Source organism: Acerihabitans sp. TG2 (assembly GCF_035013185.1).
Classification (GTDB): Bacteria; Pseudomonadota; Gammaproteobacteria; order Enterobacterales; family Enterobacteriaceae; genus Acerihabitans.
Genome location: NZ_JAYGJO010000032.1, coordinates 24,268 through 47,032, shown reverse-complemented (window position 1 = coordinate 47,032; position 22,765 = coordinate 24,268). Strand labels below are relative to the sequence as shown.

The following is a 22,765-nucleotide window of genomic DNA, read 5'->3' as shown; positions in this document are numbered from 1 at the left end:
TAGAGGGCTTTTTCACGTCTGTCTAACGGCGCGTGAAGCCACATAGGCCTAGCTCTAGCATGCCGAGCTAGGCTGGCCATACCGGAACGCGCCTGGCCGGGGAGCGCACCGTGGGGGTCGAAGCGGGCATGGTTTTCCTGCCCGCCCGAGCGCCCCCTGGTGCGCTAGACCGGTCCACCCACTGGCGCACGCGCCAGCCGCCAAGCGGGGCACATCCGGCCCAGGCTGGTGAACACCGGAACGCGCCTGGCCGGGGAGCGCACCGTGGGGGTCGAATTGGCCGTGGTGTTCCCGGCCAACCGAGCGCCCCCTGGTGCGCTAGACCGGTCCACCCCCCGGCGCACGCGCCAGCCGCCAAGCGGGGCACATCCGGCCCAGGCTGGCGAACACCGAAACGCGCCTGGCCGGGGGAGCGCACCGTGGGGGTCGAAGCGGACATGGTTTTCCTGCCCCCCGAGCGCCCCCTGGTACGCTAGACCGGACCAGCCGCCCACCGGTGCACTCGGGGCCCGCCAAGCCGCCCCCCAAGTGCTGACCCACGGATAGATCCACCAGTAAACCCGCCTACTTTTTTTGGCTCACATAGATGGTGTCAAGCGCTTCAAGCAGCGCATCTGAAGCCCGATAGATAGGCGTATAACCCCGCAACAGAATTTGAGTATTACGCCGATAAGCGGCTCGACGAATCTCAAGCAAATCATTGGTCATGCGTGCATCCATAACTGTTTCGAGTATACCTGCAGGATTTTCGATCCCAATGCCAAGATCGCTAAATTGAGGTAAAACAGTGGGTACACCCTGAGCAATATGATTGGCTACCGTACCGGGAATGAGTGCAGCCGCAGCCAGACAGCAACCGCCCGATACCGCCATCGACGCATGCACCGTCTGAGGCGTAAAGTAACGGACAGCCAGATGCCCACCGTTTTTTGGTCGCCCGATAATACAGGCTTTAGGGAGTGTCTCGCTGAGTGCTATATCCTCCCGCCCCATGATGACCCCATCCTTGTTTCGAAGGCCCATACGCAGCGCGGCTTCTATCCATACGTGCCGGAATTGACGTATGAATTCAGCATCTCCCTCAAGCTCGGCCGTCGACTCATGTGCGGTCTTGCCGAAATCGACGGCATTGGCGATGACCATCGGCACGGCAACATCAACACAAGATACTGTGCAGCCAGCAACCTCGTCAGATGCCCGGCCTGTGGGCAACATCCTGCCGGTCTTGCTGCCCATGGGATCATGCAAAAAGAGATCAACCCGTGGATAGGCGCCATCAACACCTGGAATTTCAGCAACCGCATAATGACCATGCGGCGAAACCTGCATACGCGCTGTGGTGACTACCCCGGTATTGGTATTGGCAATGTCGGCCTCTACCTGCCCGGTGATCATGCCTGCATCCAAGGCCCATAACAGGAGTGACGATGACATATTCCCGCAGTTTACGCTCCAATCAATACGCCCATGTCCTGCTGCAAGTTGAGCCAGAGTGCTGACGATCCGTCGCTGACCATTTACCTCTTCAACTCTTGCAAGAAATACCTTATTACTGGTGGCGGTCCCGCGTCCTAGGCCAGTAATCTGTCGATTCCCATGTAATTCACCTGTCAAGGGCACACCCATTAAATGCCGCAGAAGTTCCTCACGGAGCAACTGTGATGCCGGCATAAGACCTTCCCACAGAACCAACCCGGTCGACGTTCCTCCGCGCATATGATGGACAGGAAACTCAAACTGACCGGCGGCATAACGAAGAGCGAGCGGTGCGGGAGAAGGTTTAGCCACAGATAATTCCTTAAAAACGCGTTTGAGCTATCAATCATCCATAAAAGTTTACTGTTGTCTACCTGGCATAACCGTTAGCCGCGGCTATATTGTAATTCACGGTATCTGCCGCACCTCGAAAACAGGCATTGGCTATGGCATGCGCACCACACCAGCCTGGAAAAAAAACAATAATAAGCAAGATGAAACATTTTCAATCAGCGGTTGAAGACTCGACATTATCCCGTAAACGCGTTATCTTCAGGCATCTGGATGTCTAAACGTTTATACGTATGTTTTGAGGTTATAAGGTTATGCCGATTCGGGTTCTTGATGAGTTACCAGCCGTAAACTTTCTACGTAATGAAAATGTCTTTGTTATGACAACTTCCCGCGCCCGTACGCAGGAAATTCGACCGTTGAAAGTGCTGATACTCAATCTGATGCCGAAAAAAATCGAGACGGAAAACCAATTTCTACGGCTATTGTCGAATTCGCCGCTGCAAATCGATATACAACTACTGCGGATTGATAGTCACGAATCGAAAAATACGCCTGCCGCGCACCTCAATACGTTCTATTGTGATTTTGACGATATTCAAAACGAAAATTATGATGGATTGGTGGTCACCGGTGCCCCGTTGGGGCTGGTCGATTTTCGCGATGTGATCTTCTGGCCGCAGATCGATCGCGTTTTGCAATGGGCGAAAGAACATGTCACCTCGACGCTATTTGTCTGTTGGGCGGTACAGGCTGCGTTGAACATCCTTTATGATATCCCCAAGATGACCCGTAAAGATAAACTGGCTGGGGTTTACCAGCATCAAACCCTAATGCCCCACGCACTGTTAACCCGCGGTTTTGACGAGACCTTCCTGGCGCCTCATTCCCGTTACGCGGATTTTCCCACCGATATCATCCGCCAACATACGGATTTGGATATTCTGGCAGAATCAGAACAAACCGGTGCTTACCTGTTTGCCAGTGCGGATAAACGGCTGGCCTTTGTCACCGGGCATCCGGAATATGACGCATTAACCTTGGCCGGCGAATATCACCGCGATGTCGTCGCCGGCCTGAATCCCATCATTCCGGTTAACTATTTCCCCCAGGACAACCCTGAACTGACACCTAAAGCCAGCTGGCGTAGCCACGGACATTTACTGTTCGCCAACTGGCTAAATTATTATGTCTATCAGATCACCCCATTCGATTTGAAGAAGATGAACCCTACCCTGGAGTGATTGTCCCCTACGGGACGAGGCCTGCCACCTCGCAGGCCTCAGCATGCTATCTTGCGAACATCAGAACTGAATGCAGCTCGCACCCTGTTCCGCACCACTTAATTGGCTACGCAAGGCACCAAACAGTTCCCGCCCGCAGCCAATATGCTCAGCGCTTAAATCGGGCACGGTGACGACACGTTGCGCCAGCTCGGCGTCGTCCACCAGCAAAGATAACTCACCGGTCACCCCGTTCACCCGCACCACATCCCCGGTTCGCATTTTAGCCATCAGGCCCCCGGTATAGGCTTCTGGAGTTACATGAATTGCCGACGGGACTTTCCCAGACGCACCGGAAAGACGACCATCGGTCACCAAGGCAATCTTATAACCACGGTCCAGTAGTACGCCCAGCGGTGGCATCAGTTTGTGCAGTTCAGGCATACCATTGGCCCGTGGTCCCTGATAGCGCACCACGATGACACAGTCTTTATTCAACTTGCCGGCGTCGAATGCTGGTCCCACATCGTGCTGACTTTCAAACACTACCGCCGGCGCTTCGATAATCTGGTTGGCAAGAGGTACTGCGGACGTTTTCATTACCGCCCGCCCTAAATTGCCGTCTAACACCTTGGTGCCGCCGTGGTGTTCAAACGGCGTGTCGATACTGGCTATCACCTTGGGATCGAGGGATATCTGCGTACTTTCACGCCAGGCAAGGGCGTTTTCGTCGAGCCACGGCTCAAGGGTGTAGCGGCTTAAACCAAAACCCGCCACGGTGTGGACATCTTCATTCAATAAGCCGCCCTTGAGCAATTCACGGATCACCAGTTGCACGCCGCCCGCGTCGTGAAATTGATTAATATCCGCTGGGCCATTTGGATAAATACGCGCCAATAAAGGGACGACGTCGGATAAATCGGAGAAATCATCCCAGTTGATGATAATGCCGGCGGCGCGGGCCATGGCCACCAAATGCATGGTGTGGTTGGTGGATCCGCCGGTAGTTAATAACCCAATGATACCGTTAACGATCACTTTTTCATCCACCAACCGGCCAATCGGCAGGTAGTTGCCGCTATTCTCGGTCAAACGGGTAACCTGAACGGCGGCAGCATCCGTTAAGGCGTCACGCAGCGCAGTGTTCGGTTGGATAAACGATGAGCCGGGTAAATGCAGCCCCATCATTTCCATGACCATCTGGTTTGAGTTGGCGGTCCCGTAAAAAGTACAAGTACCGGCGCTATGATAAGCCGCGGCTTCTGCTTCCAGCATATCCTTGTGATCCAGCTTGCCCTCAGCATAAAGCTGGCGAATCCGGACTTTCTCTTTGTTCGGCAGACCGCTGGGCATCGGGCCAGCAGGCACAAATACCGCCGGTAGGTGGCCAAACGAGAGCGCCGCCATCACCAGACCGGGGACGATTTTATCGCAGATGCCAAGGTACAACGCGCCGTCGAACATGTTATGTGACAGGCCAATCGCCGCTGACATGGCGATGATTTCACGGCTCATTAACGACAGCTCCATGCCGTCCTGTCCTTGGGTCACTCCATCGCACATGGCCGGCACGCCGGCGGCCATCTGGCCGACTGCACCAACGCTATGCAAGGCGTTTTTCAGGCGCTGTGGATAGTGTTCATAAGGCTGATGGGCGGACAGCATATCGTTATACGAATTGATAATGGCAATATCACTGTGGGTCATGCTTTTGAGCGCGGTTTTATCCCCGGGCTGGCAGGCGGCAAACCCATGGGCCAGATTGCCGCAGGCCAGTTGCGCGCGGTGCACCGTTTTTGATCGAGCGGCATCAATGTGTGCCAGGTAAGCGCTGCGGGTGGCTTGGGAACGGTCGATGACGCGTTGCGTCACTCGGGCTACGGTAGAATTCATCATTGCCTCACTTAAGTTTGAACAGTTCAGCGTTGCCACACTTGGCATTATTACGCTGAATAGCGAAATTTATCTTCCGACCGCCGGGTTGTCTCCCATGATGCTTTTATGATGACGATGTGTAGGTAGCGGGGGAGCCCGACGATCGTTTGGCTAGCGTGGCGCCGATTTTCCGGCGGCTAAATCGAAGTACATACCCGTCGACCTAGCTAAAAAAATTTTATATTGAATCGTTTCAGCTATAAAACAAAAACACCCGAAAACCGGTTAATGCGCGCGTGTAGCCCCAGACAAAATACTCACCAGACTGACCGAAGTGGCGTCCCACGCTGGTCTTGTAGACCAGGCGTGGAATGGGGCGCTGACGAAAACCGGTCATGCGCGCTTTCGTGCAATGTCGATTATAGGCGGGTAGGTTGTGTCTTGAGCTATCACCGCGTTTTACTTGCCATCAGTCGCCCTGTTGAGCAGCATTATTTTTGATGAAATTCACCGTATCAGCGATGACGTTCTCAACCGGTTGTTCGATGTTAATGATCGCGACATCTTTCTCATCTGCGCCCGGTTCTTCCAGCGTATCGAACTGGGTGACCAACATCTGGGTCTTGAAAAAATGCCCTTTACGCGCTTTCATGCGCGCTTCAATCACCTCGTACTCACCTTTGAGATAGATAAAGGTGAGGTTATCGTTGCCTTGGCGCAGACGATCTCGGTAACACTTTTTCAGCGCGGAGCAGACGATAATGGATACCGCGTTGGTACGCTGCATAGCGAAGGCCGCATCGTTAATGGCCGCCAACCAAGGGGCGCGATCGTCATCATTCAAGGCGTGTCCCGCTGCCATCTTATTGATGTTGGCGCGAGGATGAAGAAAATCACCGTCCAAAAATGCGGCCGATAGCTCACGGGCCAAGGCATTGGCGACAACAGACTTACCGCTGCCGGAAACGCCCATTAAAACGTAGATGTGGTTTAGTGTAGTTGTCATTTTAAGGCTCCGTGGCCAGGTAATATAATCCAGTGATGTTACCGGTAACATTATGCGGGTTTTTCGCGTGCTTGCCACCAACATCGTTTTTTTTTCGCTTTAAATGTGATCCACTTCAAAAACATTTGCTGTGTGATACATTTATTTTACATTCACACGTCGGTCTTTGCCTTACGCCGGTATGCTGAAAAAGTCTCATGTGCGTCTGCCTTCGTTAAGCGCTAACTTATGCTAGGATGTCCCGCCTATACCCGTCATACTTCACGTTGCAGATGCGTTGGCAGCTGCCTGCAACGCTCATTATGTAGGGTATATCTTGGCGTAAACGCGACACTTTTTGCAGTGGATGGGGTGATGGTGAACAATCGAATTGACGAGCTGTATCGGCAGTTGGCACAGCGCATTCTGTTGCTGGATGGTGGTATGGGCACCATGATCCAGAGTTACCGGTTGGAGGAAGCCGACTACCGGGGGGACCGTTTCGCCGACTGGCCAAGCGATTTAAAGGGCAACAACGACTTGTTGGTGCTCAGCAATCCCGAGATCATTATGGCTATCCATGCCGATTACCTGGCGGCCGGGGCTGATATCCTTGAAACCAATACCTTCAATTCCACTGCTATCGCCATGGCCGACTACCAGATGGAGTCGTTGGTCAGCGAGCTGAATTTTGCCGCTGCCCGCCTGGCGCGGCAGTGCGCTGATGAATGGACCGCACGCACACCGCATAAGCCGCGCTATGTGGCGGGGGTCTTAGGCCCGACCAACCGTACCGCCTCCATATCTCCGGACGTCAACGACCCGGCATTCCGTAATGTCAGTTTCGATCAACTGGTGGTCGCCTACCGCGAATCAGTACATGCTCTGGTGGAAGGCGGCGTGGACCTGATCATGGTAGAAACCATTTTCGATACCCTGAACGCCAAAGCCGCCATTTTTGCTATCGAAACCGAATTTGAAGCCATGGGTATTGTATTGCCGGTGATGATCTCCGGTACCATTACTGATGCGTCCGGTCGCACCCTTTCGGGGCAAACCACCGAAGCCTTTTATAATTCCTTGCGGCATGTGAAACCGCTGTCGTTTGGCTTGAACTGCGCGCTTGGACCGGATGAATTACGCCAATATGTGGCCGAACTGTCGCGCATCGCGGATTGTTATACCAGTGCCCACCCCAACGCCGGCCTGCCGAATGCATTTGGTGAGTATGATCTTGGTCCGGATGAAATGGCCATCCAGATCAGCGAGTGGGCCAGGTCAGGTTACCTGAATATTGTCGGCGGCTGTTGTGGCACTACGCCACAACATATTGCCGCTATGGCGCAGGCGATCGACGGGATCGCACCGCGCGCGCTACCCGAACGACCGATCGCTTGCCGTCTGGCCGGGCTGGAACCGCTGAACATCGATCGGGACTCCCTGTTCGTTAATGTGGGCGAACGCACCAATGTCACCGGTTCCGCCCGGTTCAAGCGGCTGATCAAGGAAGAAAAATACAATGAAGCGCTGGCCGTTGCGTTACAGCAAGTAGAGAGCGGCGCGCAGATTATTGATATTAATATGGATGAGGGAATGCTGGATTCTGCGGCCGCCATGGTGCGTTTCCTGCACCTGATTGCCGGTGAGCCTGATATTTCGCGCGTGCCGATTATGATCGATTCGTCTAAATGGGACGTGATCGAACAAGGGCTGAAATGCATCCAAGGTAAAGGTATCGTCAACTCCATCTCAATGAAAGAGGGGGAAGAGGTGTTTATCCACCATGCCAGGCTGGTGCGGCGTTATGGCGCCGCCATGGTGGTGATGGCCTTTGACGAAGAGGGCCAGGCGGATACCCGGCAGCGTAAAATTGCCATTTGCCGCCGGGCTTATCGCCTCTTGACCGAGACCGTGGGTTTCCCCCCGGAAGATATCATCTTTGACCCGAACATTTTTGCCGTGGCCACGGGTATCGAAGAACATAATAATTATGCCCAGGACTTTATCGGTGCGTGCGCGGATATTAAAGCCGAGTTGCCCCATGCGCTGATCTCCGGTGGTGTGTCTAATGTATCGTTTTCATTTCGTGGCAATGACCCGGTCCGCGAAGCTATCCATGCCGTATTTCTTTATTACGCCATTAAAAATGGCATGGATATGGGCATCGTTAATGCCGGGCAACTGGCTATTTATGATGATTTGTCCCTTGAGCTGCGCGAGGCGGTGGAAGATGTCGTATTAAACCGTCGCACTGACAGCACCGAACGGTTATTGGACTTGGCAGAAAAGTATCGTGTGGGTAAAAACGATGACGATACCCAGCAACAACAGGCCGAATGGCGCGGCTGGCCAGTGGCCAAACGGCTGGAATATGCTCTGATCAAAGGCATTACCGAATTTATTGAAGCCGATACCGAGCAAGCTCGTCAACAGGCGGATCGACCGATAGAGGTGATAGAAGGACCCTTGATGGCCGGTATGAACGTGGTCGGCGATCTGTTCGGTGCCGGTAAGATGTTCCTGCCGCAGGTGGTCAAATCCGCGCGGGTGATGAAACAGGCGGTAGCCTATCTGGAACCTTATATCCAAGCGGGTAAAGAACAAAAAAAAGCGGCGGGCAAAGTGCTGTTGGCGACGGTAAAAGGTGATGTTCACGATATCGGTAAAAACATCGTCGGTGTGGTCTTACAATGTAATAACTACGAGATTATTGACCTGGGCGTGATGGTTTCTATGGATAAGATTTTGAAAACCGCCAGGGAACGTCATGTGGATATCATCGGATTATCAGGATTGATTACCCCGTCCCTTGATGAGATGGTTAACGTTGCCAAAGAGATGGAGCGCCAAGGATTTACCCTGCCGCTGCTGATTGGCGGCGCCACGACCTCCAAGGCCCACACGGCGGTTAAAATCGAGAAAAATTACAGTGGGCCCACGATTTATGTCCAAAACGCCTCGCGCAGCGTTGGTGTGGTTTCCGCACTGTTATCGGATACCCAACGAGATGATTTTGTGATGCGCACCCGTAAAGAATATGAAACGGTGCGTATCCAGCATGGCCGTAAAAAACCACGAACCCCGCCGGTGAGCTTAAAAACGGCCCGTGACAACGATAACCCAATGGATTGGGATGGGTATACGCCGCCGATGGCCCATCGCCCGGGTATCCAGCCCGTCACGGCATCGATTGAGACGTTACGCAACTATATTGATTGGACGCCCTTTTTCATGACCTGGTCGCTGGCCGGAAAATATCCACGCATCTTGCAAGATGAGGTGGTGGGCGAAGAGGCCTGTCGACTGTTTGCCGATGCCAATGCCCTGCTTGACGAACTCTCCGCCGGGGGGTTATTAAATCCCCGCGGCGTAGTCGGCATTTTTCCTGCCAATCGGGTCGGTGATGATATTGAAATCTATCGGGACGAAAGTCGGCGTGAGGTGCTGGCCGTAAGCCATCATCTAAGGCAACAGACAGAAAAAAGTGACTTCGCCAATTATTGCCTGGCGGACTTCGTGGCGCCAAAAACCAGTGGCAAAGCGGACTATCTTGGTGCCTTTGCAGTTACCGGTGGGCTGGAAGAAGATGCGCTGGCGGCGGCGTATGACGCCCGACAGGATGATTATAACAAAATTATGGTCAAGTCCCTGTCAGACCGGCTGGCGGAGGCGTTTGCCGAGTATCTTCACGAGCGGGTACGGAAAGTCTATTGGGGTTATGCGGCCAATGAAAACCTGAGCAATGACGAGCTTATCCGTGAAAATTACCAGGGCATTCGTCCCGCACCGGGTTACCCGGCATGTCCGGACCATACTGAGAAAGCGACAATTTGGCAGTTGTTGAACGTTGATGAGACCGCAGGTATGCGTCTTACCGAGTCCTATGCCATGTGGCCGGGTGCCTCAGTGTCGGGGTGGTATTTCAGTCATCCCGACAGTAAATACTATGCCGTGGCGCAAATTCAACGTGATCAGGTGGAGGATTACGCTCGGCGTAAAAATATGCCCATTGATGAAGTGGAGCGCTGGCTGGCGCCGAACTTGGGTTACGACGCCGATTAGTCCTGGCCTCACCCTCACCGTATAAAAAGGCAATCCATCCGGATTGCCTTTTTTTCGCATGATTTGAGTAGGATTATGCTGCGTAATAATATATTACCGTATCTGAATGTGACGCGCGGTTTAGATGTGTTCATAATCCACCTGAGCCTTTATGAAGGCAACTAACTGGTTAATTAATATTATTTTTTATCTAATCATTCAGGTGTAATAAAAAGGATATTGATGATATCTATCGAAGCTAAGCATTGGGCGATCCATTATCGAGAGGGCTGAAGCGCTAACCACGAAGGAGAACATTATGGACCAGCATAAACAAAAGCTATTTTTGGCAACGTTAGTGGCGGCGTTCAGATCGACTCAGCTTTATATGAAACGAAACTACCTACCGAGCAAACGGCTGCAAAAGGAGGCACCTCGCTCATAAGATGCAGGCGAAAATCTATCGATGGGTTACGCAGCCGTTATCTGCTTGCCCAACGCCTCGTTACTCTGCTTCGACATTGATATGCAGAGTGTCGTAACGCCAATACTCCAAATCGCAATCGATAATGCGGCCATATTGATCGCGATTAATCCGGGTAATAAACAGTGCCGGGCTATTATCCGCGACTTTCAACGCGTGTGATGCTGCGCTTGGAAAGGTGGTCGGCAACATGGAAAATCGCACTTTGCCATAACGGATATCATAGCGGGTAGCGTACAGCTCGGTGAGTGACGATGTCAGATCCTCTTGTAAAATACCCGGAAAATAGGCTGGGTTAAGATAGTGCTCAACATAGAGTACCGCTCTGCCATCAATGCGTCGTAACCGACGAATGCAAAACACCTGCATGGAGGGGGCTAACGCCAGATGAATGCAGATGTTTTCCGGCGCGACAATGTCCGCCGCATCCAGCACCTCGGTAGCGGGTTTCCTGCCTTGCTCCCGGACCATGGCATGAAAATGGCTACGTTGGAGTGGGTTATAGTTGATCCTTGGCGGACAAACAAACCAACCCCTACGCTCCTCACGATAAATCTTCCCCTGATTTTCCAATTGGCCTAACGCTTCACGCAGGGTGATCCTGGTGGTGTCAAACTGGCCGCTCAAGATCCGCTCGGCGGGCAAGCGATCGTTGTGACCTAATTCTCCGCGTTCGATCCAGCCGGAAATGGCCTGGCAAATGGCGGTAACGGCCGTTTGCCGGGACAGACCACTACGGAATAATGCTTCATTATGCAGCATGTTATTTACGCTTCTGCATGTTTACGGTGCACATTTTTTCGCCTTTGTGGGGATGATGGTAAAACCATAACAAAAAATCGGCTAAAAGAATTACTGACATCAAATATTCATCTTCGATAAGTACATTGGCTTGGTTCTTGCTGGACTAGACCAGAAAATCTAGTCACTCATACATTACCATTTGGAGCATCGTCTATGAAACTTCTGTTCGCTTCTGTGTTAACGACCGCCATTTTACTGGCCAGTCAAACCGGCTATGCAGCACCTACGGATTTATCAGCCCTTGAGAAAGCGGCGCGCCAGGAAGGCGAAGTCAATAGCGTCGGCATGCCTGATAGCTGGGCAAATTGGAAAGATACCTGGGCCGATCTGGCCAGTAAATATGGCATCAAGCACAGCGATACCGATATGAGTTCAGCACAGGAAATCGCCAAATTTCTGGCAGAGAAAGGCAATGCCAGCGCAGATATTGGTGATGTGGGTGCGTCATTTGGTCCGGTGGCCGTGCAAAAGGGCGTAGCCCAGCCTTATAAACCCAGCACCTGGGATCAAATTCCCGCGTGGGCCAAGGATAAAGACGGTAATTGGGCCTTGGCCTACACCGGCACCATTGCCTTTATTGTCAATAAACAAACTGTCAAACAAGTGCCCCACAGCTGGGCTGACCTGTTAAACGGCCACTATAAAGTCAGCGTAGGTGATGTTGGTACGGCGGCACAGGCGGCTAATGGCGTATTGGCGGCAACCTACGCGATGGGCGGCAATGAAAAAAATCTCAAACCGGGATTGGATTTCTTCGCTAAGCTCGCCAAAGAGGGGCGTCTGGGGCTGAATAACCCGACGATCGCAACATTGGAAAAAGGCGAAGTAGATGTGGGTATTGTTTGGGATTTCAATGGATTGAATTACCGTGATACCATTGATAAGACCCGTTTTGAAGTCTTGATTCCGTCTGATGGCAGCATCACCTCCGGCTACACCACCATCATCAATAAATATGCCAAGCATCCTAACGCAGCAAAATTTGCCCGGGAATATATCTTCTCCGATGCTGGACAAATTAATTTAGCCCGGGGTTACGCCCGCCCGATCCGGGTGGCGAAGATTCAACTGCCGGATGACGTAAAAGCCAAACTGCTGCCTATCGCTGAATATAAAAATGCCCACCCCATCGCTGATCCGATTGCTTGGGAAAAAAGCGCTAAGGAATTACCGCGTCTGTGGCAGGAAAATGTCATGATGGCCATGCAGCAGTAGAGGTTCGATGATGAAAACCCTATTGGTGATTTTAGACGGGCTGAATTATCAGGTGGCTTACGAGACCATGGGGTATCTGCATGGGGAATGCGCGCAGGGGCATGGATGCCTTTATTCGCTGGAGTGCGAACTGCCGTCGTTATCGCGGCCGCTGTATGAATGCATCCTGACCGGTATCCCGCCGGTGAAAAGCGGCGTGGTACATAATGATGTCGTGCGCCAGTCCTATCATCGCAGCGTTTTTCATTACGCCCGGGCGGCGGGACTGACCACCGCAGCGGCAGCTTATCATTGGGTCAGTGAGCTGTATAACCGCGCACCCTTTGATGCGATACGGGATCGGCATACCATCGAGCCGGATGCTGCTATCCAGTACGGTCATTTTTACCATGCAGATCACTATCCAGATAGTCATGTGTTTGAAGATGCGGAGTGCCTGCGTCAACGGTATGATCCGGATTTCCTCTTGATCCATCCGATGAATATTGATGATGCCGGCCACCGTTTCGGCCTGTCTTCTGCACAATATCGTAACGCGGCCCGCATGGCAGACGGTTTGTTATCACGTTATCTACCCGCCTGGCTGGCGCAGGGATACCAGGTATTGGTCACGTCAGATCACGGCATGAATGACGATCGTAGCCACGGTGGTATCTTGCCCGAGGAGCGGCAGGTACCGTTATTTGTCTTTGGTCATGCCTTTAGCTTGGGTGCCGCAGAGCCGCAGCAAACGCAACTCTGCGGTACGGTATGTCATCTGCTGGAGGTAGAACACGATCGTCCGCTTTGCCGGGAGCTTTTAAGATGAAAGGAAAATGGCTGGCGGCCACCGTTTTGCTGCCCTTTATCGTGATATTCGGCGCCTTTCAGATCGCCCCGTTCTTATGGATGACTCTCCACAGTTTTAACAGTGAGGCCGAGGGCTGGGGTATTGATAATTACCGGTTAATTCTGACCTCGCCATTTTATCGCCAGGCTATCGCCTTTTCATTGCAGATCACTTTCTGGTCCAGCGTGTTCGGGCTGGTGATCGCATTGATTGGCAGTTACTCCCTACGCCAACTGGGGGCCACCCGGTTACGCAGTGCCGTAATGTCTTTTACCAATATGACCAGTAACTTCACCGGCGTTCCGCTCGCTTTTGCTTTTGTTATTTTGCTCGGGACCAACGGTTGCGTAACCCTTATTCTTCGTCGTTACGGCTGGTTCGGGGATTTCAGCCTTTATTCCAAAACCGGCTTAATGGTGTTGTATACCTATTTTCAAATACCGCTGGGGGTATTGCTGCTTTATCCGGCCTTTGATGCATTAAGCGAGGATTGGCGGGAGTCGGCCGCCTTGCTGGGGGCGGGCAAGATACGCTACTGGCGTTATATTGGTTTACCGGTTTTGGCACCGGCGCTGATGGGGACGTTTGTCATTCTGCTGGCTAACGCTTTGGGGGCCTATGCCACCATTTTTGCCCTGACCAGCGGTAATTTTAACGTCATCCCCATTCGCATTTCCGCCCTGGTGGCCGGCGATCTGGATCTTGATCCTAATCTGGCCAGCGCGTTGGGCATGCTGTTGGTGTTTTTGATGGTGATTATCACGCTGATCCACCGTTGGATGATGCGCCGTAGTTATACCCATAGCCAACCATGAGGTATTGGCACCTGGTTATTAAGGAGGCTTACCATGTCGCGTTCTGAACACCTCTATCATCACAGCGTGGTAACGTTGTTGTTGATTATCTTGTTATTGCCGCTGGCCGCCACGCTGGTATACGCATTTTCCAGCCAATGGGGCTCGACCATCCTACCGGAGGGTTTTACTCTTAAGTGGATGATCCAGCTCTGGCAAGATCCGCGTTTTTTAGTGGCTCTGGGCCATTCTTTATTGATTTGTTTTGGTGCATTACTGCTTGCGTTGGTGCTGGTATTGCCGTTGATGTTTGTTATTGCGTATTTTTTTCCGCAGTTGGACAGCGTGATGAATGTGCTTATTCTACTGCCGTTCGCGGTGCCGCCGGTGGTGTCGTCGGTGGGATTACTGCAGCTGTATTCTGGTGGTCCCTTGGCTCTTACCGGCACGCCCTGGATTTTGATCGGTTGTTATTTCACTATTGCCCTGCCGTTTATTTACCGGGCGATTACCAACAATATGCAGGCCATTCATTTACGCGATTTAATGGACGCTGCACAGTTGCTCGGCGCCAGTACCTGGCGTGCGGCGTTGCTGGTGGTATTACCCAATCTGCGCAAGGGGTGCACTATTGCCATATTGCTCTCTTTTTCTTTCCTTATCGGTGAGTTTGTGTTCGCCAATCTGCTGGTGGGCAATCGTTTCGAGACCTTGCAGGTCTATTTATACAATAGCCGCAACGGGAGCGGGCATTTCACCAGTGCGCTGGTGATTTCTTACTTTTTCGTGGTATTGCTGCTGACGCTGGTGGCGAACGCAGTTAGCAAGGATAAGGAGTCATCATGACTTACCTAGCAGTTAAGCAACTCAATAAACATTATGGGGCAACCCAGATTTTTGAGAATATCGATTTTAGCGCCGATGAAGGTGAGTTCGTTACGCTGCTCGGTCCCAGCGGCTGTGGCAAATCCACATTATTGCGTTGCCTGGCGGGATTAACGCCGGTGGACAGCGGGCAAATCCTGTTACAAGGAGTAGATTTGGTTCCGTTGTCACCACAGCAGCGCGGCATTGGCATGGTGTTCCAGAGCTATGCATTGTTTCCCAACATGAGCGTCAACGACAACGTCGCGTTTGGTTTAAAAATGCAAAAACAGTCGGCCAGCGAGATTCAACGGCGCGTGAACGACGCGTTAGCGCTGGTGGAACTGAATGAATTTGCCCATCGTTATCCGCATCAGTTGTCAGGCGGGCAGTGTCAGCGGGTGGCGCTGGCGCGCTCGTTAGTCACCCGGCCAAGGTTGCTGTTGCTAGATGAGCCGCTGTCCGCTCTCGATGCCCGCATTCGTAAACATCTGCGCGATCAAATTCGCCGTATTCAGCAGGAGCTCAGGCTCACCGCCATTTTTGTCACCCATGATCAGGAGGAGGCGCTCACTTTATCGGATCGGGTGGTGCTGATGAACAAAGGCAAAATAGTGCAAAACAGCAGCGCTGAAATGTTATATACACAGCCGGTGGATGCGTTCGCCGCAGGATTTATCGGCAGTTATAATGTGCTTGATGCGCGAGAGGCCGCCATGTTGACCGGCCGCACTTGGGCAGGACAGGTGGCGATCCGGCCTGAATCCATCACCCTGGTACCCGCCGGGCAGGGTATTGCTGCGTTGATTGTCAGCCATAGTTTGTTGGGCAACGTGATTCGCTACCGGGTACGCTCGCAAGGGATTGAGTTATTGGTGGACGTATTAAACCGGTCAGTGGGGGATCTTTACCCAAATGGCGTGGCCGTTGGTCTACAGTTAGATATATCGACGTTATGTGAGGTGGCATGAGCCTGGTGTTATTTGATTTGGACGATACACTGATCAATGGAGACAGTGCCAGTTTGTGGGGCCAACATATGCTGGCTTTGGGTTGGGTGGACCGCGAGGGGTTTGTGCCGCAAGAGCAGGCATTAATGGTTCAATACCAATTGGGAACCCTATCCATGGAAGAATATATGTCGTTTACCCTGCAACCCTTGATTGGCCGTTCTCCCGGGGAAGTGGCGCAGCAGGTAGAGGTTTTTATCGACCGGGTTATTGTGCCCGCGATGCGCGAGGCCGCCTGTCGCCAAATTGAGGCACATCGGCAAAAAGGCGATCGCATGATCGTCATTTCCGCCACGGGGGAACATCTGGTAGCGCCCATTGCTCATCGTTTCGGTATTGATGAAACCGTATCGATACAGTTGGATGTTTGTGATGATTTTTATACGGGTAATACCCGTGGTGTATTAACCTACCGTGAGGGCAAGGTGACTCGGCTGTTGAATTTATTGCATGCTGAGCCAGGTTTACTTGATGATGCGGCTTTTTATTCCGATTCAATTAATGATCTGCCCTTGTTAAAACGTGTCGGGTATCCTCAGGTGGTTAATCCCGACGAGGCCCTATTAGGGCAGGCGCAACTGGCAGGATGGCCGGTTTTGCGCTGGTAACTGTTTTTTCACTGTTTGGTCACTAGGGAGTTTTCTCAGGCGTGTTAACTTTGCTACATCTGCTGTCAGCCGTTGCGTTACTGGTATGGGGTACTCATATTGTCCGTACCGGGATTATGCGTGTTTACGGCGCCCGCCTGCGGCAAGTGCTGAGCCGAAGCGTAGAAAAAAAAACCATGGCTTTTATGGCTGGTATTGGCGTTACGGCACTGGTGCAGAGCAGCAATGCCACGGCGATGCTGGTGACCTCGTTTGTCGCCCAAGGACTGGTGGCATTGACACCAGCCCTGGTGATTATTCTGGGGGCCGACGTTGGCACCGCCTTGATGGCCCGGGTGCTGACCTTTGACTTATCCTGGCTTTCACCGCTGTTAATTTTTATTGGCGTATGCTTGTTTCTGGGGCGTAAACAGTCCCGGGCAGGGCAAATCGGCCGGGTGTGTATCGGTTTGGGCCTGATTTTGCTGGCCCTGGAGCTTATTGTGAACGCCGCCACGCCGATTACCCACGCCAGCGGTGTCAAGGTGCTGTTTTCCTCCCTGACCGGTGATGTGCTGCTTGATTCACTGACCGGTGCGCTGTTTGCCATTATCAGCTACTCCAGCCTGGCTGCGGTGTTGCTGACTGCAACGTTGACCGCCACCGATGTGATATCGTTTAAAGTCGCCCTGTGCCTGGTGATCGGCGCCAATTTGGGCAGTGGCATCTTGGCGATGATTAACGCCAGTGGCCAAAATGCCGAAGGCAAACGCGTCGCGTTGGGCAGCCTGCTGTTTAAACTGATCGGGTGCATGGTGGTGCTGCCCGGTATTTCATTTTTAGCCGATTGGCTGGCGCGTTTGCCGGTCAGCGACGCTGAGTTGGTGATCTATTTCCACGTCTTCTACAACCTGATCAGATGCCTGCTGTTGGTTCCTTTTGCCGGGCAGATGGCGCGATTATGTACCAAATGGATTGGCAATACCCCGATAAGCGATCTTGGCGTGCGGCCACGTCATTTAGATACCAGTGCCTTGGACACCCCTGCACTGGCGCTGGCCAATGCGTCGCGTGAAACCTTGCGTATGGGAGATGTGGTGGAAAGCATGCTGCTGCTGTTACGGGAAGTCTTGCACAGCCAACCAAACAAAGATCGGGAAATTCGTCGTTTGGACGACGATGTGGATGTGCTTTATACCGCGATAAAACTCTATTTAGCACAGATGCCGAAAGAAGATCTGGAGGAAGCAGACTCACGACGCTGGGCGGAAATTATAGAGACGGCGCTCAATCTTGAACAGGCGGGAGATATTATCGAACGGATGGCTGGGGACGTCGCCGTCAAGTCGCTCGCGAGCCGGCAGGCATTTTCCACCGAGGGATTAGCTGAGCTCGATACCCTGCATGAACAATTGATGTCCAATCTGCGTCTTAGCCTGTCGGTGTTTCTTTCCGGCGACATTACCAGTGCCCGTCGTTTACGTCGGGCTAAGCATCGCTTTCGTATCACCGACCGCCGTTATGCTCATGCCCATGTGGATCGTCTGCATCAGCAGAACGTGCAAAGCCTGGAAACCAGCTCACTGCATCTTGGTTTGCTTGGTGATATGAAACGCGTAAATTCACTGTTTTGTTCCGTCGCCTATAATGTGCTTGAGCTGAACCAGGATGAGGAGGAGGCTGATGACACCGATATTCCGCGGAGCAGCACGCCTTCCTCCCTTTAGACCCTCAGCCGAAGAGATTGCCGTGCAGCGTTTTGACCACTTGCTCGGCATCGGCACCGGGTACCAGCAGGCACAGATTGTGGCTGCTGGCGCCGTAACAGATCAACCGAATATTAAATGAGTCCAACACGCCAAACACATCTTTGCCCACGCCACAGGCTTGTGACAGCTTATTACCGATCAGGGCGATTAAGGCCAAATTCTCCTCAACTTCCACACGGCAAAGCGATGAAAGTTCGGTCAGTAACGACGTGGTTAGCAAGCTGGCACTGGTGGATGTCGAACCCGTGGTGTCCATCGTCAGCGCCACGCTGACTTCCGAGGTGGTGATCAAATCGACCGAAATAGCGTGGCGCGCTAAAATATTAAACACCTCCGCTAGAAAACCGCGTGCCTGCAGCATATTCAGGCTGTGCAGGGTGAGCAGTGTTTGTCGGCGGCGCAGGGCAATCGCTCGGAATAAGGGAGGGTTTGTGGTCTTGTTACAGACCAGGGTGCCGCCAGCGAGCGAGTCCTTACTTGAGCCGACAAATACCGGAATATCGCTGCGTACCGCGGGCAGCAAGGTCGCAGGGTGCAGAATTTTTGCTCCGAAGGTGGCCATCTCTGCGGCCTCTTCAAAGCTGATTTCATCAATGCGTTTAGCGTTGGGCACTACCCGCGGATCGGTGGTGTAAATGCCGGGTACATCGGTCCAGATATCAATGCGTTTGGCATTGAGCGCTTCACCTAGCAGGGCCGCAGTATAATCGCTGCCGCCCCGTCCAAGTGTGGTCGTCCGGCCCTTGGCCTCACTCCCAATAAAACCCTGGGTAATCACCAGCGCCTCGTTTAACCGCGGCAGTAGCAAATGGTGGGTTAGCTCTTTAAGCGTGGTGATTTCCGGTTCGGCGTGGCCGAAGTGATCATTGGTACGCATGACCTTACGGATATCGAACCACTGTGCCTCCACTTGGTGCTGGCGCAGGACCTCCACAAACAGCAGCGTTGACATGAGTTCACCATGGCTGACCAATTCATCGGTAAGCGCATGGGACGTCGCTAGGCCCGCTGCCTCGGAGAGCATGGCGATATTATCGAGCATTCGATCGATTTCCTCACGAATCACGGGCACGTCATTGAGTCCGTCGAGAATGGCGTATTGGATCCGCCGGATCTCATCGAGATGAAACGCGCGATGTTCCGGCTCCTTGCCTTCGGCGAGTGTCACCAATAAATTGGTCACACCCGCGGATGCGGATAAAACCACCAGCCTAACGTCAGGATTGGACAATACGATAGCGGCGCTGCGGTTCATCGCCTCGAAATCGGCCACGCTGGTGCCACCGAATTTGGCCACGATCGGGGAAGGTAACTCTATTTCAGCCATGCTGTATAATGCCTCGTGTCAGGATGTCATCCATAATGATGACGTGTTGTTATTTAGCACGAGTCAAGAGCGGATAACGGGGAGCAGACGTAGAGAAAGAGACTACGATACACCCAGAAGCGCCCCACCGTGCCTTACGCCTAATGACGAAAAAGCGGGTGACAACCCAGGGGATTCAGCCCATGCGGTCGGAGATGCGGGCCCGTCAGCCTCACATCCCCTCGGCGTCGCTCCCCATCGGGTTTTTTCAGCGGACAACGGATCCTCCGAAACCTTACCTGGGCGACGCGCCTCTTCTGGTTCACGCACCGGGTGCGCTACTAGAACCTTACAAATAGCGGGTAATTCCGCTCCTGTCAACGGGCAGTTTATCGTAGGGTGCTTTTTATGTTAATCCTGTCTGATGATTGTGCTGCTCAGTAGCCCAGACAATCGTGCAATTGTGTTTAACTCTGTTAATCTGATTGATAAGCGTCGGCCAAATGGGGCGACGCACGATTAACTCCGGTCATGCCGTCTATTGTGGTACAGCAAGAAAAGGCATCGCAAGTCGTCAGCAAAGCGATACAATCGCTCGCATCACGACGTAGAATTTCCGCTAATTTGATTCCCAGCTTTTATTTCACTAGAAGAGCGTTGCTTATGAAAAATAGAAACCCTAGCCACACCGCGGCCTGGAAAGCGCTGCAGCAGCATTTCGAACAGATGAAGGATGTCCGCATCAGCGAACTGTTCGCCCAGGATAAAAATCGGTTCGCCGCCTTCTCCGCCACCTTTGACGACCAGATGCTGGTGGATTTTTCCAAAAATCGCATCACCAGCGAAACGCTGGAAAAATTGCAGGCGCTGGCGAAAGAGTGCGATCTGGATGGCGCGATTAATGCGATGTTCTCCGGCGAAAAAATCAATCGTACTGAACAGCGCGCAGTACTGCATGTTGCCCTGCGCAACCGTAGCAATACACCGATTATCGTCGATGGCAAGGATGTGATGCCGGAAGTGAATGCGGTTCTGGCCAAAATGAAGCATTTTTGCGAACGGGTGATTGGCGGGGAATGGAAGGGATATACCGGTAAGCCCATTACTGATGTGGTCAATATCGGCATCGGCGGCTCCGACCTCGGCCCCTATATGGTTACCGAGGCGTTGCGGCCATTTAAAAACCATCTGAGCATGCATTTTGTTTCCAATGTGGACGGTACGCATATTGCTGAAACGGTAAAACACCTTGATCCGGCCACCACGCTGTTCTTGGTAGCGTCAAAGACCTTTACCACGCAAGAGACCATGACCAACGCCCACAGCGCCCGTGATTGGTTCCTGGCGACGGCGGGTGACGAAAAGCATGTTGCCAAGCATTTTGCCGCCTTATCGACTAATGCCAGCGCGGTGGGTGAGTTTGGTATTGATACCGAAAACATGTTCGAATTCTGGGATTGGGTCGGCGGTCGTTACTCATTGTGGTCTGCCATCGGCCTGTCAATTGCCCTTTCAATTGGCTTTGAGCACTTTGAGCAGCTTCTCAGTGGTGCCCATGCCATGGACCGTCATTTTAAAGAGACCCCGGCAGAACAGAATTTACCAGTGTTACTGGCGCTGATCGGTATCTGGTATAACAATTTCTTTGGCACGGAAACCGAAGCCATTCTGCCTTATGATCAATACATGCACCGTTTTCCCGCTTACTTCCAGCAGGGCAATATGGAATCTAACGGTAAATATGTTGATCGTGAGGGCCATCCGGTCACCTATCAAACCGGACCGATCATTTGGGGTGAGCCGGGGACCAACGGCCAGCATGCTTTTTACCAATTGATTCACCAAGGCACTAAACTTGTGCCCTGTGACTTTATCGCGCCGGCGATAAGCCACAATCCCCTAAGCGATCACCATGCTAAGCTGTTATCGAATTTCTTTGCCCAGACCGAAGCCCTGGCGTTTGGCAAATCGCTAGAGGTGGTTGAAGCGGAATTTGCGGCGGCGGGTAAAACGCCCGATCAGGTAGAGTATGTTGCGCCATTCAAGGTATTTGAAGGCAACAGGCCGACCAACTCCATTTTATTGCGTGAGATTACCCCGTTCAGTCTTGGGGCGCTGATCGCGCTCTATGAGCATAAAATCTTTACCCAAGGGGTCATCTTTAACATCTATACCTTCGATCAGTGGGGTGTGGAGTTAGGTAAACAGCTAGCCAATCGAATCTTGCCCGAGTTAGCTGCGGATGATAGCGTCGACAGTCATGATAGTTCTACCAATGGGTTGATTAATCGCTTTAAAAATTGGCGTCATGTCTGATCCGAAAACCCATAGGTTTTGCGTTGCCAGACCGCGCCCCGTCAATGCATCCCGATGAGTTGGCTCAAGTAGGTGATTTGGGTGAGTGTGAATATGTACCGCCACCGTGGCGGCAACGTGAAAGATGACGGATGTTGCATAATATAGCGGCCAAGGGATGGGCCGCGAATGTAAATATTTTGGCCTTTATCTTAAAAAAAGCTGGCGGCTTATTTCCGCTTAGCGTAATTCAAAAGGCTAAAATAGTTAATAACGTCTTGAAATGATTAATTTACTGAGTGCCTTGATATTTTATTTTTTTTAGCACATGTTTCGTGAAGAAACAAAAATCACGAAATAACGGTGGGAATTATCTGATTTTTCCGCAGGGGCTGAACTTCTTAATCTGTGTAAAATAGTTAAGAAAACGACGCTAACAGTGATTAATGTTATATTTTAGATATAAAGTAGTTAAAAATACTGGTTTATAAGTCACGGAGCTCGTATTGCGCATTTTTTCTACTAATCTTCCTCTGATGAATGCAAGATATATTTTATTGCATTATATTGCTTTATGATGCTTATATAAGGCAAATCAGCATTACATTGCTTTATAGTCATCATTCTCATGAATCAAAGGTAATAAATATGAATAAACTGTTTAGTGTTGTAATAGCTGCAATGTTGATGGCTAGTGGTTCTTATGCGTTAGCCGCTGCACCAGCAACCACCGTCGGTAACAGCAGTGGCGATGCTGGCGTTGCGTCGGGTCTGAGTGCTGGAGCCGCCACCGCAGTCGGTGTTGGCGCCGTGGCGCTAATCGCCGGGGTCGCATTAGTCGGCTCCAATAATAACGATAACGGTGGTCAGGGTATTTCGCCATCCACCGGCACCACCACCACGACGGTGCAGTAATA

General features: G+C 52.2%; 17 protein-coding genes and 1 riboswitch. Of the genes, 11 read left to right on the top strand and 6 right to left on the bottom strand.

Going from position 1 to position 22,765, the window contains the following annotated elements; translation table 11 throughout:
• Nucleotides 1-564: 564 nt before the first annotated feature.
• Nucleotides 565-1,788 (bottom strand): PrpF domain-containing protein, encoded by a 1,224-nt coding sequence (locus SJI19_RS21245; RefSeq protein ID WP_323480260.1) that lies wholly within the window; start codon nt 1,786-1,788, stop codon nt 565-567.
• 293 nt (nt 1,789-2,081) lie between these two features.
• On the opposite strand from SJI19_RS21245, the gene metA reads away from it, so the two are divergent.
• Complete coding sequence (gene metA, locus SJI19_RS21240) at nt 2,082-3,011, top strand: homoserine O-acetyltransferase MetA (RefSeq protein WP_323480259.1); 930 nt, start codon at nt 2,082-2,084, stop codon at nt 3,009-3,011.
• 60 nt (nt 3,012-3,071) lie between these two features.
• On the opposite strand, the gene edd is transcribed toward metA, so the two are convergent.
• From edd to gntK, 3 genes are all read right to left on the bottom strand, one after another.
• Entirely contained in the window at nt 3,072-4,886 is a 1,815-nt protein-coding gene (gene edd, locus SJI19_RS21235; protein WP_323480258.1) for a phosphogluconate dehydratase, read from the bottom strand.
• Nucleotides 4,887-5,118: 232 nt separating this feature from the next.
• On the bottom strand, nt 5,119-5,262 hold the full coding sequence (locus tag SJI19_RS21230) for a hypothetical protein (protein ID WP_323480257.1): 144 nt from the start codon (nt 5,260-5,262) through the stop codon (nt 5,119-5,121).
• A 72-nt stretch (nt 5,263-5,334) separates the two neighbouring features.
• Complete coding sequence (gene gntK / locus SJI19_RS21225) at nt 5,335-5,871, bottom strand: gluconokinase (protein ID WP_323480256.1); 537 nt, start codon at nt 5,869-5,871, stop codon at nt 5,335-5,337.
• A gap of 354 nt (nt 5,872-6,225) precedes the next feature.
• On the opposite strand from gntK, the gene metH reads away from it, so the two are divergent.
• Nucleotides 6,226-9,912, top strand: a complete 3,687-nt coding sequence (metH, locus tag SJI19_RS21220) for a methionine synthase (RefSeq protein ID WP_323480255.1) — start codon at nt 6,226-6,228, stop codon at nt 9,910-9,912.
• Between the two features lie 484 nt (nt 9,913-10,396).
• Here metH and SJI19_RS21215 read toward each other — a convergent pair whose 3' ends face one another.
• Entirely contained in the window at nt 10,397-11,137 is a 741-nt protein-coding gene (locus SJI19_RS21215) for a UTRA domain-containing protein (RefSeq protein ID WP_323480254.1), read from the bottom strand.
• Nucleotides 11,138-11,332: 195 nt separating this feature from the next.
• On the opposite strand from SJI19_RS21215, the gene SJI19_RS21210 reads away from it, so the two are divergent.
• The 7 genes from SJI19_RS21210 to SJI19_RS21180 are packed head-to-tail and all read left to right on the top strand — an operon-like array spanning nt 11,333 to nt 18,205.
• Nucleotides 11,333-12,394 (top strand): ABC transporter substrate-binding protein, encoded by a 1,062-nt coding sequence (locus SJI19_RS21210; RefSeq protein WP_323480253.1) that lies wholly within the window; start codon nt 11,333-11,335, stop codon nt 12,392-12,394.
• A 10-nt stretch (nt 12,395-12,404) separates the two neighbouring features.
• Nucleotides 12,405-13,202, top strand: a complete 798-nt coding sequence (locus SJI19_RS21205) for an alkaline phosphatase family protein (protein WP_323480263.1) — start codon at nt 12,405-12,407, stop codon at nt 13,200-13,202.
• Nucleotides 13,199-14,038: an ABC transporter permease gene (locus tag SJI19_RS21200; RefSeq protein WP_323480252.1), complete on the top strand. Its 840-nt coding sequence runs from the start codon at nt 13,199-13,201 to the stop codon at nt 14,036-14,038. The genes SJI19_RS21205 and SJI19_RS21200 overlap by 4 nt, the downstream gene beginning before the upstream one ends.
• A 33-nt stretch (nt 14,039-14,071) precedes the next feature.
• A complete protein-coding gene (locus tag SJI19_RS21195; protein WP_323480251.1) occupies nt 14,072-14,863 on the top strand; it encodes an ABC transporter permease in 792 nt (263 codons plus the stop codon).
• Entirely contained in the window at nt 14,860-15,852 is a 993-nt protein-coding gene (locus tag SJI19_RS21190; RefSeq protein ID WP_323480250.1) for an ABC transporter ATP-binding protein, read from the top strand. The genes SJI19_RS21195 and SJI19_RS21190 overlap by 4 nt, the downstream gene beginning before the upstream one ends.
• Nucleotides 15,849-16,499, top strand: a complete 651-nt coding sequence (locus SJI19_RS21185) for an HAD family hydrolase (RefSeq protein WP_323480249.1) — start codon at nt 15,849-15,851, stop codon at nt 16,497-16,499. The genes SJI19_RS21190 and SJI19_RS21185 overlap by 4 nt, the downstream gene beginning before the upstream one ends.
• 41 nt (nt 16,500-16,540) lie before the next feature.
• Nucleotides 16,541-18,205, top strand: coding sequence for a Na/Pi cotransporter family protein (locus tag SJI19_RS21180; RefSeq protein ID WP_323480248.1), 1,665 nt, complete (start codon nt 16,541-16,543; stop codon nt 18,203-18,205).
• A gap of 4 nt (nt 18,206-18,209) precedes the next feature.
• On the opposite strand, the gene lysC is transcribed toward SJI19_RS21180, so the two are convergent.
• On the bottom strand, nt 18,210-19,574 hold the full coding sequence (gene lysC / locus SJI19_RS21175; protein ID WP_323480247.1) for a lysine-sensitive aspartokinase 3: 1,365 nt from the start codon (nt 19,572-19,574) through the stop codon (nt 18,210-18,212).
• Nucleotides 19,575-19,683: 109 nt separating this feature from the next.
• A riboswitch (Lysine riboswitch) is annotated at nt 19,684-19,878 on the bottom strand.
• Between the two features lie 338 nt (nt 19,879-20,216).
• Between lysC and pgi the strand changes: the two genes are divergently transcribed.
• A complete protein-coding gene (gene pgi / locus SJI19_RS21170; protein ID WP_323480246.1) occupies nt 20,217-21,869 on the top strand; it encodes a glucose-6-phosphate isomerase in 1,653 nt (550 codons plus the stop codon).
• A gap of 627 nt (nt 21,870-22,496) precedes the next feature.
• Complete coding sequence (locus tag SJI19_RS21165; protein ID WP_323480245.1) at nt 22,497-22,763, top strand: hypothetical protein; 267 nt, start codon at nt 22,497-22,499, stop codon at nt 22,761-22,763.
• The last annotated feature ends 2 nt before the right edge of the window (nt 22,764-22,765 follow it).